Source organism: Spirosoma humi (assembly GCF_054776575.1).
In genome coordinates, this window is record NZ_BAAHBR010000001.1 from 363,608 (window position 1) to 375,964 (window position 12,357).

The 12,357-nt window shown below is 49.5% G+C and carries 11 protein-coding genes; 8 read left to right on the top strand and 3 right to left on the bottom strand.

What is annotated here, in order from left to right; genetic code table 11:
• Positions 1–146: 146 nt before the first annotated feature.
• The gene (locus tag ACYU8Y_RS01565) at positions 147–1,172 is read right to left on the bottom strand and encodes a fasciclin domain-containing protein (RefSeq protein ID WP_460933485.1); all 1,026 of its coding nucleotides are present in this window, start codon (positions 1,170–1,172) and stop codon (positions 147–149) included.
• A gap of 140 nt (positions 1,173–1,312) precedes the next feature.
• Between ACYU8Y_RS01565 and amaB the strand changes: the two genes are divergently transcribed.
• Positions 1,313–2,857, top strand: a complete 1,545-nt coding sequence (gene amaB, locus ACYU8Y_RS01570; RefSeq protein ID WP_460933487.1) for an L-piperidine-6-carboxylate dehydrogenase — start codon at positions 1,313–1,315, stop codon at positions 2,855–2,857.
• Between the two features lie 161 nt (positions 2,858–3,018).
• Here the strand turns inward: amaB and ACYU8Y_RS01575 are convergent, their stop codons facing one another.
• Complete coding sequence (locus ACYU8Y_RS01575; protein ID WP_460933489.1) at positions 3,019–3,267, bottom strand: helix-turn-helix domain-containing protein; 249 nt, start codon at positions 3,265–3,267, stop codon at positions 3,019–3,021.
• 67 nt (positions 3,268–3,334) lie between these two features.
• On the opposite strand from ACYU8Y_RS01575, the gene ACYU8Y_RS01580 reads away from it, so the two are divergent.
• The 7 genes from ACYU8Y_RS01580 (at position 3,335) to tkt (ending at position 10,949) form a co-directional block, all read left to right on the top strand.
• Entirely contained in the window at positions 3,335–3,901 is a 567-nt protein-coding gene (locus ACYU8Y_RS01580; RefSeq protein WP_460933491.1) for a GIY-YIG nuclease family protein, read from the top strand.
• Between the two features lie 141 nt (positions 3,902–4,042).
• Positions 4,043–4,525: a hypothetical protein gene (locus tag ACYU8Y_RS01585; protein WP_460933493.1), complete on the top strand. Its 483-nt coding sequence runs from the start codon at positions 4,043–4,045 to the stop codon at positions 4,523–4,525.
• A 174-nt stretch (positions 4,526–4,699) separates the two neighbouring features.
• Entirely contained in the window at positions 4,700–5,527 is an 828-nt protein-coding gene (locus ACYU8Y_RS01590) for a lysophospholipase (RefSeq protein ID WP_460933495.1), read from the top strand.
• Positions 5,528–5,692: 165 nt separating this feature from the next.
• Positions 5,693–6,586: a helix-turn-helix transcriptional regulator gene (locus tag ACYU8Y_RS01595; RefSeq protein ID WP_460933497.1), complete on the top strand. Its 894-nt coding sequence runs from the start codon at positions 5,693–5,695 to the stop codon at positions 6,584–6,586.
• 66 nt (positions 6,587–6,652) lie between these two features.
• Positions 6,653–7,390, top strand: a complete 738-nt coding sequence (locus ACYU8Y_RS01600; RefSeq protein ID WP_460933498.1) for an SDR family oxidoreductase — start codon at positions 6,653–6,655, stop codon at positions 7,388–7,390.
• 219 nt (positions 7,391–7,609) lie between these two features.
• Positions 7,610–8,662, top strand: a complete 1,053-nt coding sequence (locus tag ACYU8Y_RS01605) for a S1C family serine protease (protein WP_460933500.1) — start codon at positions 7,610–7,612, stop codon at positions 8,660–8,662.
• Positions 8,663–8,903: 241 nt separating this feature from the next.
• Positions 8,904–10,949 (top strand): transketolase, encoded by a 2,046-nt coding sequence (tkt, locus tag ACYU8Y_RS01610; protein ID WP_460933502.1) that lies wholly within the window; start codon positions 8,904–8,906, stop codon positions 10,947–10,949.
• A 66-nt stretch (positions 10,950–11,015) separates the two neighbouring features.
• On the opposite strand, the gene ACYU8Y_RS01615 is transcribed toward tkt, so the two are convergent.
• The gene (locus tag ACYU8Y_RS01615) at positions 11,016–12,224 is read right to left on the bottom strand and encodes a glycosyltransferase family 4 protein (protein WP_460933503.1); all 1,209 of its coding nucleotides are present in this window, start codon (positions 12,222–12,224) and stop codon (positions 11,016–11,018) included.
• Positions 12,225–12,357: the final 133 nt, after the last annotated feature.

Genomic DNA, 12,357 nt, shown 5'->3' on the forward strand with positions numbered 1-12,357 from the left:
AATGAACTGTTTCAAGCCTGATAAAGTAAAATGCTTGCGAAAGGGAATTTGTTTCTACTATTGACTATACAAAGTTTAGGGCATAACGCATGAACAAAATGCATTATGCCCTAAATTTTACTTGATTACTACGGCTTCGTTTAGGCTCATCGAAAAGCCTCCACGCCTGATTTAGGCTTCAACACGGTAGAGATGCCGTACACAACACCGTTCGACTGACCATGATCCATCCCGTCGACGGTGGCGGTGTTGCCCTGATCATCCGTAATTGTCATGCGCCCATTCGACTCCTGGACCGTTAAAGTAGCCCCTGACAGGGTTTTTAACTGGGCTTTACCGTTACCGGATTTGATTTGCTTGCTGAGTTCATCGGTGCTTAATGTACCGCTCACCACATGATAGGCTAGCAATTGTTTCAAGGCTGCCCGGTTACTGCCGTCCAACAAAGCGCCCTGAGCGGTCGACGAAAGTTTTTTAAACGCGTCATTCGTTGGAGCAAAGAGTGTATAGGGGCCACTGCCTTTCAACGTTTCCCACATATCGGCCGATTGCAAGGCGTTTTGCAGGGTTACGTAATTTGGCGACGAGGAAATAAAATCGCCGATGCTCGTATTACGAACGGTGCTCCCCGACTTTACGGCGGGCTCCTTACTATTTTTCATGCCTGATACCGCTTCGGCTGCACCTGCGTTCGAATCAGTTGCCCCCGTATTGGGAGAATAGGCACCGCCTGTGCTACCCGATGAGCTTCGGACCGCGCTATTAGTCTGTCCATTGCTCACTTGATCGGCGGGAGTAGGCGCCGTCATTGTGTTTGGATTGCTCCCGGCACCGGTTGGGGCGTTCGTTACGTTATTGCTATTGTAATTCGTCGTGTTACTGCTGTTGACCGCCGTGCCTTCGCTGGCCGAACTTTTCCGATAATCGGCGTCCTGTGACGATGTATTTGTGGTGCCTGCATTGGTCGACGCCTGATTGGTCAGCTTCCGGTTGCGCTTCATGGCTCGTTTTTGTTCACGGGATGGTTTGGCCGACAGGGAATCGGTTGTGATGGCTCCCTGCGGATACGTGGTCGAAGTGGCCGCTCCCGTGGGCGTTGTCTGGGCCCAACTGGGCGTTGCCAGTAGCGCAGTTCCTAACGCTAGGAGGCTTAAAGGTTGGTTGATTTTCATAACGTTGTCTAGTCAAAATGAATACAGGATTCATCCTACTGGAACCGAGTTAGGGGCAAAAAGTTTGTGAATTTGTATCTATTGTTTGCCTAAAGGCGGGTAGATTTGCCCGCATCACAGCAAACCACAAAACTTGATTTATGCAGTCCATTCTTCCCGCGCCCACCCAACCTATTAAGCCCGGCACCAGCACCGGACAATACTTCTGGCACACGACTGATGCCGCCACGGATCAATCCAGAAAAACAATCGACTCCTACTCACCGGCCGATGGCCAACTGATTGCCCGCGTGACCACATCGACCCGGATTGATTATGACCAGGTGGTTGAAACCGCCCAGGCTGCTTTTGCCGAATGGCGATTGGTTCCGGCACCCCGACGGGGCGAGATCGTTCGGCAAATGGGGGAACAGTTTCGGCGCTATAAACGGGAACTCGGCACCCTGGTGAGCTATGAAATGGGAAAATCCCTGCAGGAGGGATTAGGCGAGGTACAGGAAATTATCGATATCTGCGATTTTGCCGTTGGACAGTCGCGGCAGTTGTATGGCCTATCGATGCACTCCGAACGGCCGGCTCACCGAATGCTGGAACAGTGGCATCCTTTGGGGGTTGTCGGCATTATTTCTGCGTTTAATTTTCCCGTCGCCGTCTGGTCCTGGAATGCCATGCTGGCCTGGATTTGTGGCGATGTCTGCATCTGGAAACCATCCGAAAAAACGCCACTCACCGCCCTGGCCTGTCAGCAGATTATTGGCGACGTGTTACGAAACAACGATGTTCCCGAAGGCGTGTCCTGTCTGATTACCGGCGGACGTGACGCTGGCGAATGGCTGGCCCGTGACCCGCGGGTAGCGCTGGTGTCGGCAACGGGCAGCACCCGCATGGGAAAGGCCGTTGCCGAAGCGGTAGCCGGACGGTTGGGCAAAAGCCTGCTCGAATTGGGCGGCAACAACGCAATCATCGTGTCGGAGCATGCCGATCTTGATCTGGCGATTCCGGCCATTGTGTTTGGCGCCGTTGGCACGGCCGGACAACGGTGTACCAGCACCCGGCGGATCATTGTGCAGGAGCGCATTTATGACGACGTAAAAAACCGACTCCGGAATGCATATGCTCAACTGCGTATAGGAAGTCCGTTAGATGAATCCTTTCATGTGGGCCCGGTTATTGATCAGGCAGCCGTACACAGTTACCAACTGGCTGTTCAGGAAATTCTTGCGTCGGGCGGAACGTTTGTGGTCGAGCCGGGGCTTATCGAAGGATTGGGCTTTGAATCAGGCTGTTACGTCCGTCCGTGCGTAGCTGAAGCGGAAAACCAATGGCCGGTTGTGCAGCGGGAAACCTTCGCCCCCATTCTGTATATGCTGAAATACACAACGCTCGATGACGCCATCAGGCAGCAAAACAGCGTACCCCAGGGCTTATCGTCCGCCATTTTTACCCTGAACATGCGCGAAGCCGAACAGTTTCTGGCCGTTACCGGGTCGGATTGCGGTATTGCCAATGTGAATATCGGTACATCGGGTGCCGAAATTGGTGGGGCTTTCGGGGGCGAAAAGGAAACGGGGGGCGGCCGCGAATCGGGCTCCGACGCCTGGAAAGCCTACATGCGTCGACAAACCAACACCATCAACTACGGAACCACCATGCCGCTGGCCCAGGGAATAACGTTTGAACTGTAGAGCAGGCGCTTCCACAAGGTTACGTGGTGTCAGTTTCTAAAAACTGACAAGAGAGGTTTCTCAAAACCGAATTAAGTAAACGAGGTTTTGAGAAACCTCTTCTGTCGGTTATAAGTAACCGACAGCATAAAGGACGATCTTTCCCTAAAGGAGTAAACACCTCATTTCACCATCACTGGCGTTCCTTCGCCAGTAAGCACGTACCGCATATTCATCGTTGGGAATTTAGTGGCTATTTCGGCGAGTGACTCGCTGCTGAGATAGGTTTTATTGCCGATGTGCCGGTAGAATTTTTCCCGGCTATACCCCATCTCCTTCGCCAGGCGGTAGACCGATACCTCCTGTGCGGCCAATGCTTCTTTGAGCCATTTTCCCTGAATGTTGGTCTTTTTTTCTCGTCGTCCCGCCATAAAACAAAGGTAAAAAATATATGTATTTTTTGTTGTATATGAGTATTGTTTGTAGTATATTTAATACATGAAAAACGCCGAAAAAACAGACAAAAATTACCTCGATTTAGGGCAACTTATGGATAGCTCAACGCCCTTTACGCCCCAGCCATGCATCTATTATTTGATTGATGCCAGGAATGAAGTTGTGTACATAGGGCAGACGATAAACCTGGAAGCCCGGCTACGGGAACACAAGGTGGCGGGCCTGAACTTCGTCCGATTTCGGTTCTTTGAATGCGAAGAGTGTGATCTGGATCGACTGCAACAGGGCGCTATTGCCCGGCTCAACCCTGTGCTCAACAAACCGCAGAAAACCAAATCGACATCGGGGAATCTGAGCAAGCAGTTGATTTGCCTGAAGTATAACATTACGCCCATCGCCTTCGAACGGCTTCGGGAATCGTTTGGGCTGCATGCGACCAGTTCGTTTGGGAATGTGAAGTATTATAAACCCGAACATGTGGAAGCCTGGGTTCGGCGATTTAAGGGGTTGGTGTTATCGGGCAGGCATGTGCTACAGGCCAAGCCTACCTATCTGGCAGTCGGGATCAGCACCCGAACCAAACAAATTCAGCTTTACACGAAGCAGTGACATGCATTGTTGGTGATCACCAGTCGCCAAGACGGGGAAGACGCCGGTTCACTGACCGTTTCCTTTACCGAAGCTCCATCGGCAACGATTCTGGTCGGCAGCAAATAGTATGGATGAGCTACTGAGCAACTTTAATTAAAAATGATAAGGTTTTTACTTGATCTCCCGACAGCCGATATTATCATTATTGCGGGTAACTCAATTCAAAAAGTAGAAATCTACTTTGTAGCCGATTTTCTCGAAATTGAGAAAAATGAAAATGCTGAATTTAAACCATCCATCAAGGACATTTTTGAAGATTTACTGAATTACTGGAAGTCTCTTGTAAACGAAGATCCAGAGGAGGTATTTCTGATATATGATTTATCCGATCAATACATTTCAGCTTTTCATTTAAAAAAGTTTGATTTCAAGGGGAGGCAGTACGTAAGACTAACCAAAGAGTATACGGAAGATCTTTCTGGCTGGTCAGTGGATAAAAGTACAAGTCTCTCGGAGTTGAAAAGTAAAAGATGGGAAGTTGACAACGATTTTGCTATGCAGGCTAATCAGAACACTATTTTGCGGGGGATTGATTGGAGTTTAGAAAACTTACGAATCAACACCAATCCCATTAACCTGTAAAGACAAAATAGGTCGCTTCCCATCGACAGAATGGTCATTCCAACAGAAAGTGTGCTGCCTGAATGAATCAGTAAAGATTCAATTACTTTTTTGTTAACTTGCTCGCTATCAGTTTGTAAGGTTGTTAGTTGCCACATTAAACGATGTATCATTACTAATTAGCTAAAAAACGGTATGCAAACACAAACGTCAAATTTCAAAAACCAGGCAGGTGTTAAGATTTTTACAAGGACCTGGCTACCTGATGAAAATGCTCGTGGAATAATCGTAATTACGCATGGCTTAAATTCGCATAGCGGCTACTACCAATGGACAGCCGAACAATTTACTGCCCAGAATTATGCCGTCTATTCACTGGACCAACAAGGTCGCGGGCAATCCGAAGGAGAACGATTTTATACTGACAATATTTACGATGCCGTTGCTGACGTAGATTATATAGTTGACCTGGCTAAAAAAGAACAGCCCAATTTACCGGTGTTTATATTGGGGCACAGTGCCGGTGGTGTTTTGGCATGTCTTTACACGTTGGAACACCAGGAGAAATTAAACGGGCTGATTTGTGAAAGCTTTGCCTTTAAAGTACCTGCGCCAGATTTTGCTTTGGCTGTTTTGAAAGGTATAAGTCATATTGCACCGCATTTGCATACCATAAAACTCAAAAATGAAGATTTTTCGAGAAATCCTGACGTGGTAGCCTTCATGAATAATGACCCACTGATTGCGGACGAATCTCAGCCGAGTAAAACAATGGAACAATTGGTAAAAGCCGATGAAAGGTTAGAGCAAGAGTTTTCCAAAATTACCTTCCCGGTTTTTATTTTACACGGAACGGATGACAAAGCTACCAAGCCAGGTGGTAGCCAATTTTTTTACGATAATGTAGGGTCGACAGACAAAACCCTTAAACTTTATGAAGGGCATTATCACGATTTATTAAACGACTTAGACAAGGAAATTGTCATGAATGACATTGTCGAGTGGGTGAAAACCCGAAGTTAAAAAAGGCGAACGCGCAAGTATGGCAACTCATCTTTTGTGCATCAGGTAAGTAGTAACTGACCGGTTATAACAGAAGTCGGTTCAGGTTTTCCAATGGGAAGCGAACGTTCAGGCAAAGTCTGCCCAATAGGCGTTTGTCGCTGGAAAAAAGCATAGCTTTGGGTAATGCATATACTGAACGACAATCAACACATACCGCTTTATTCGTTAGAGCCAGACGATATAGGGGCTAATAAGCAGTTTAGAGTATACAACTTTGACGGCAGCCTGCCCAGTCAGTCCGATCTTCTCATACCGCATCGAAAGGATCATTATTTACTCGTTTTTATCCGGCGGGCGGGTTCCACCCGCCAGTGGATAGACATGGCACCCTATACAATTCAGGACAACAGCGTTTACTTTACGGGTCCCAATCAAATCATTGTAAAAGAAGGATTTAATCAGCTATGGAGTACGGGTATTGCGTTTACGAAGGAGTTTCTGTCTTTTCAGGAAAATGCTTCGCTGAGCAAGCTGCCTATTCTGCAAAATCCTCAGAACGGCCATGAATTACGGCTGACGGAGGCTGATGTGAACGTCGTGGAGGACATGCTGACCAAGATCAATGGCGAGTATCGGCAGCCCGGCGAATGGCAGCAACGCATGCTGACTGCCTACCTGACGGTGCTGCTGACGTATTTGAGCCGACTCTATACAGAGCAGTTTGCGGGCAATCCGTTTTCGGCCGACAAGCTTTTGCTGAAGAAATACCACGCTCAGATTGACGAGCACTTTCGCGATCTGCATCAGGTAAGTGAGTATGCATCCTTGCTCAATGTATCTGCCGGGTATTTAAGTGAGGTGGTAAAGGCCCAAAGTGGCAAACCGGCCATTACGCACATTCATGAGCGCCTGGTATTGGAAGCCCGGCGTTTACTGTTTCATACGCAGCATTCGCTCAAGGAAATCGCCTTTGATCTCGGTTTTTCGGACGCGTCTTACTTTACCCGTTTCTTTAAGCGCGAGACAGACGTAACCCCGGCGGAGTATCGGACCAGCATCCGTGAAATGTACCAGTAATACCGATAAATGTGTTTCAACTGTTGACAGGGGCTGCCGTAGTTTTGCCCTATAAACAAATGAAACATGAAAACAGCACTGATAACAGGAGCAAACAAAAGCATTGGCTTTGAAACGGCCAGACAATTACTGCAACAGGGCTATTTTGTCTACCTGGGCAGCCGGGATGGGCAAAAAGGGCAGCAGGCGGTTAGCCAGCTACAATCAGAAGGCTTAACCCAGGTAGAAGCCATTGAAATCGATGTCGATAACGTTGAGTCCATAAAAGCGGCCCGCGAAGTGCTTGGCCAGAAAACGCAGACATTGGATGTACTAATCAACAATGCCGGTATCCATGGGGCCATGGCCCAGACGACACCGGAAGCGGATGCCCGTGTATTCAGGCAGGTATTCGAAACGAATTTTTTTGGCGTCATCGACGTGACACAGACGTTTATTGATCTGCTGAAGCAGTCACCCGAACCACGGATCGTTAACGTTACCTCGGGTCTGGGTTCGCTTACCCTGCATAGTGATCCCGCATGGAAATATTATGCGGTTAAGCCCGCTAGTTACGTTACGTCGAAAGCGGCTCTCAACGCATATACCCTTGTGCTGGCCTACGACCTGCGCAACACATCGTTCAAGGTAAATGCTGTTGACCCAGGCTATACCGCTACAGATTTTAACAATCACTCCGGGCCCGGAACCGTGCCCGATGCGGCTGCCAGAGTAGTCAAAGCCGCTATGCTAGGGCCCGATGGTCCGACAGGCCAATTCTTTAGCGACGATAACGTACCAGAAACCGGGATTAGCCCCTGGTAATTGGGGAGATACAGCAAGACCAATCAGGGCCGGGCGATTCTGCCATTTTAACCGCTAATGACTCAGAAGCGCCCGCCCATTCCTCTTATGGCTGATTATATAGTTTATTCTGTTGGGGTTAGGTGACAGATTGTCGGATTATCTGAGCTGTCGACGGGTGAACAGGGCCTTGGAACAGTTCATGATCAGCCTGTGGTTTACACGTAAACCAACAAGATAATGGAAACGAACTTTGTAACGTTTGCCGACCAGGCCTCGCAGCCCGGTGGGAGGGCAGAACAGGATTCCGCTCTGCTGGATGCCTATTCAACTACTGTGGTTACGGTAGCCAAAAAAGTTAGCCCATCCGTTGTTCAGATAAAAGTTAGTGGTCGGGCTACGAACCGAACCGAAATTGACCTTAAACGAGGCCGTCCCGATCGGGACAATACCGATGGGGGTACAGGATCGGGATTTATTATTTCGACCGATGGCTATATCATCACCAATAACCATGTAGTGGCCGGGGCTAATAAGATCGTGGTGGCCGTAGCCGCTCGTGCCGATGAACCTAGCCGCGATTATGAGGCTACGCTTATCGGGCGCGACCCCGCCACCGATATTGCCGTTATTAAAATCTACGCGGATGGTCTGAAAGCAATTCGCTTCGCAGATTCGAAACAGGTGCAGGTTGGCCAGATCGCCATTGCCATTGGTAATCCCTATGGATTTCAGTATTCGTTGACGGCTGGTGTCGTAAGTGCCCTTGGCCGAACACTGCGGTCTGAATCCGGGCGGCTCATTGATGATGTTATTCAGACGGATGCTGCGCTCAATCCCGGTAATTCCGGGGGGCCTCTGGTGGATGCCAATGGCGATGTCATTGGGGTCAATACTGCCGTTATACTGCCTGCTCAGGGGCTTTGCTTTGCCGTTTCGTCGAACCTGGCTGCGTTTGTGGCGGGCAAGCTCATTATGCACGGACGGGTTCGCCGGGGGTATCTGGGCATTGCCGGTCAACTCATCAACCTAACCGAGCGCATCAAACTCTACAATCAGCTGACAGCAAAAACGGGGGTTATCGTGGCCAGTGTTGAGGCCGATGGCGTTGCGGGAAACAGCCAGTTGCATCAGGGCGATATTATTGTTGGGTTCAATGGCCAGCCCATCGCTACGATGGACGACCTGCACCGACTGCTTACAGACGAGACGATCGGTAACCGTATTCCAGTATCGGTATTACGGGAAAACCGACAAATCAGCCTTTATGTGATTCCGGGTGAGTTGAATTAAGGAGAGCCGTGTATTTTGTCCAGGCTGATTTGCTGGATGAGATACACGATTTCTTCCTCGTTTGTAATGCCCTTGTTTTCGACAGCTCCGCCAATCGGCGGCTGATCATCTGCTTTGTTAAGCCACCAAACTAATTTTTTTCAATCTTCTTTCGCGTTTGATGGTTAGTCTATAAACGCTGCTACTTACGCTCGTGTAAGTCGGCGGAAGAAAGGTATTTTCAACGTTTGCTTTTTTCACTATGGCTAACAAATCGGTTGATCTCGACCAACTCAGTATTGATACCATCCGACTCCTGTCGATTGATGCTGTTCAGAAAGCGAATTCAGGCCACCCTGGTCTGCCACTTGGTGCGGCCCCCATGGCGTATGTGCTCTGGTCGCGCTTTTTGCGGTTTAACCCGCAAGATCCTCACTGGCCCGATCGCGACCGGTTCGTCTTGTCGGCAGGACATGGTTCGGCCTTGTTATATAGTTTGCTTCACCTCTATGGGTATGACCTTTCGTTGGATGATGTGAAGAATTTTCGGCAGCTTCACTCGCGGACACCGGGGCATCCTGAATCGAATTTGACGCCGGGCGTTGAGGTAACTACCGGTCCGCTGGGCCAGGGGTTTGCCAACGGAGTAGGCATGGCTATGGCCGAAGCCTTTCTGGCAGCAAATTACAATCAGGAAGGCCATTCGATTATGGATCACTACACCTATTCCATCGTTAGTGATGGTGATTTGATGGAAGGGATTGCCTCCGAAGCGGCTTCGCTGGCCGGCCACCTGAAATTGGGAAAGTTGATTTATTTATACGACGACAATCTGATTTCTCTGGACGGGCCTACTAATCTGGCCTTTACGGAGGATCGAATGGCGCGTTTTGCGGCTTACGGCTGGCACATTCAGCATGTAGCGGATGGGAATGATGTAGAAGCTATTGATCAGGCCATTCGGGCCGCTCAGGCCGAAACCGATCGCCCGTCCATTATTGCCGTACGCACCATCATCGGTTTCGGGAGTCCGCAGGAGGGGACCAGTAAAGTACACGGTAGCCCACTGGGTGAAGAAAATGTGCGTAAAACGAAAGAGTTTTATGGCTGGGACCCAGACAAAACGTTTTTTATTCCAGACGAGGTAAAACCTCATTTGCTGGAAGCCGGAAAACGGGGTGCCGATTTACAGGCCGATTGGCAGAAGCGGTTTGATGCTTACCAAAGTCAGTTTCCGCAAGAAGCCGAAACGTTTACCATTTCCTTTGCGGGTAAACTCCCTCAGGATTGGGAGGCCGATCTGCCTTTGTTTGCTCCCGCCGATGGTCCGCTGGCAACCCGGCAGGCTTCAGGCAAAGCCCTGGAAGCGCTGAAGAAACGGGTTCCTTATCTGTTTGGCGGTTCGGCCGATCTGGCTTCTTCGAACGATATGCCAACGAAAGGCGATGTTAGTTTTCAGCCGGGACATTACGAAAATTCGAATATCTGGTTCGGCGTGCGGGAGCATGCGATGGGGGCGGCCCTCAACGGTATGGCTCAGCATGGGGGCGTACACCCGTATGGCGGCACCTTCCTGAACTTCTCTGATTACATGCGGGGCGCTATTCGACTCACTGCCCTGGCCGAATCGTCGGCTACGTTTGTGTTTACGCACGACAGCATCGGTTTGGGCGAAGATGGCCCAACGCACCAGCCTGTAGAGCAGTTCGTTTCGTTACGGACAATTCCGAATATCGTCGTGATTCGCCCTGCCGACGCCAACGAAACCGTCGAAGCCTGGCGTGTGGCCATGCAGCAGCCCAAAAGTCCGGTTGTGCTGATTCTTTCCCGGCAGAAGTTACCCGTCATTGATCAAGGCAAGTACGGATCGGCACGGGGACTTGAAAAGGGAGCTTACATTCTAAGTGAAGCGGAAGGAACCCCCCAACTGATTCTGATTGCGACCGGTTCTGAAGTATCCCTGGTTATGAATGCGCAGGCAGAATTGAAAAAACAGGGTATCGAGGCACGAGTAGTGAGCATGCCATCCTGGGAATTGTTTGAACAGCAGGACCAGGCGTATCACCATGAGGTGCTGCCGCCATCAATTCGCAAGCGGCTGGCCGTGGAAATGGGCTCGCCCATTGGGTGGCATAAATACGTCACGGATGAAGGCACGACAATTAGTATGAATCGGTTTGGCTTATCGGGGCCGGGCGAAGAAGTGATGGCCTACTTTGGCTTCACGACGGAGAATGTCGTAAACGTGGCGAAAGCCGTTCTGGAAGGGCGCCCCGAAGGAATAGAAAAAAAAGAGATCCTATCCTGATGCAAGGCTGACATAAAAAAAGCCCTCCAGCGCGTTGGAGGGCTTTTTTTATACATATCATTTGTCTTACAAGTAGTCAATAATTCGACGGCCAACAATGCCGTTTTGCAGCTCTCTGCGCAAGACCGCCTTACGACGGCGCGGATGGGTCGACAGGACCATAACCCGCATTTTGAGCGTAAAGCTGACCAGCATGTATAACCCAAACAAACAGCCCAGGATTATTAAGGACAGGGTGTTTGAGATATTACGGTGCAGGAGCAGAAACATAACCGTGTTAAGCAAGGAGATTCCGCACAGAACAGCCGTTGCTGCCACGTGCGACAGACCGTTATCCAGCAGAATGTGGTGCATGTGATTCCGGTCGGCTGAAAAGGGCGAGCGGCCTGCCAAAATCCTGACCAGAAAGACCCGCAAGGTATCAAAAATGGGTACAATTAAAATGACAATAGCAATGATTGGCGCATTGAAAAAAGCGGTTGGCTCGTACCGATAGGCTGCGTTTAAGTTAACGAAGCGGACGGCAAAGAACGCCAGCATGAAACCGATGATCAGGGAGCCGGTATTGCCCATGAAAATCTTACTGGTTTTTGAAAAATTGAACCGCAGGAAACCCAGCAATCCACCCGCTAAGGTGAAAGCCATGCAGGCCATCGTAAAATGATTCGTCAACAAAAACCAGGCACCGAACGTACCACTGGCAATGGTTGAAATACCTCCTGCCAGACCATCGATACCGTCGATGAGGTTGATGGCATTGATAAGGGTGATGAAAATGAAGCAGGTTAGAAAAATACTGATTACGGGTTCAATGTGGTGAAATCCCATAATGCCATACATATAATCGACCCGGAGATCACCGAACAAGATGAGAATCATGGCCGCCAGGACCTGAAACATGAGTTTCTTGGCTGGGTCGATGCCTACCAGATCATCCTTGATGCCGATGAAGAAGAGGATCGTCATTCCGGCAATGGACAAATTCGTGGTGTAAATGTCGGTTTGGTCGATGCTGGGCCACAGGAAATAGGCAATCAGTATGGCCGCAAAGATCGCGATGCCCCCAAATGTGGGCGTTGGCGTTGAGTGCGACCGGCGGGCGCCGGGATTTTCCATCAGCGATTTCAATTCAGAAATCTTGATGATAACGGGTATGGCAACAACGGCAACAAAGCACGCTACCAGGAAAGATAGCACGCATTGATACAGCCCGAACGTAAAATGCTCGTCACCGAATTTATTTTGTAAGAACGCAATCAACAAGTCTATATTCATAAGGCGGGACGTTTAGAAACTTAATTCTCGCAAAATCGTACTGGTGATCTGGCAAGGAACGCTACCCAACACAAAACGGAACACCCAATTGGGGTCCTAAGGAGCGTAAAGTTTATTGTATTATTTAGTTAAA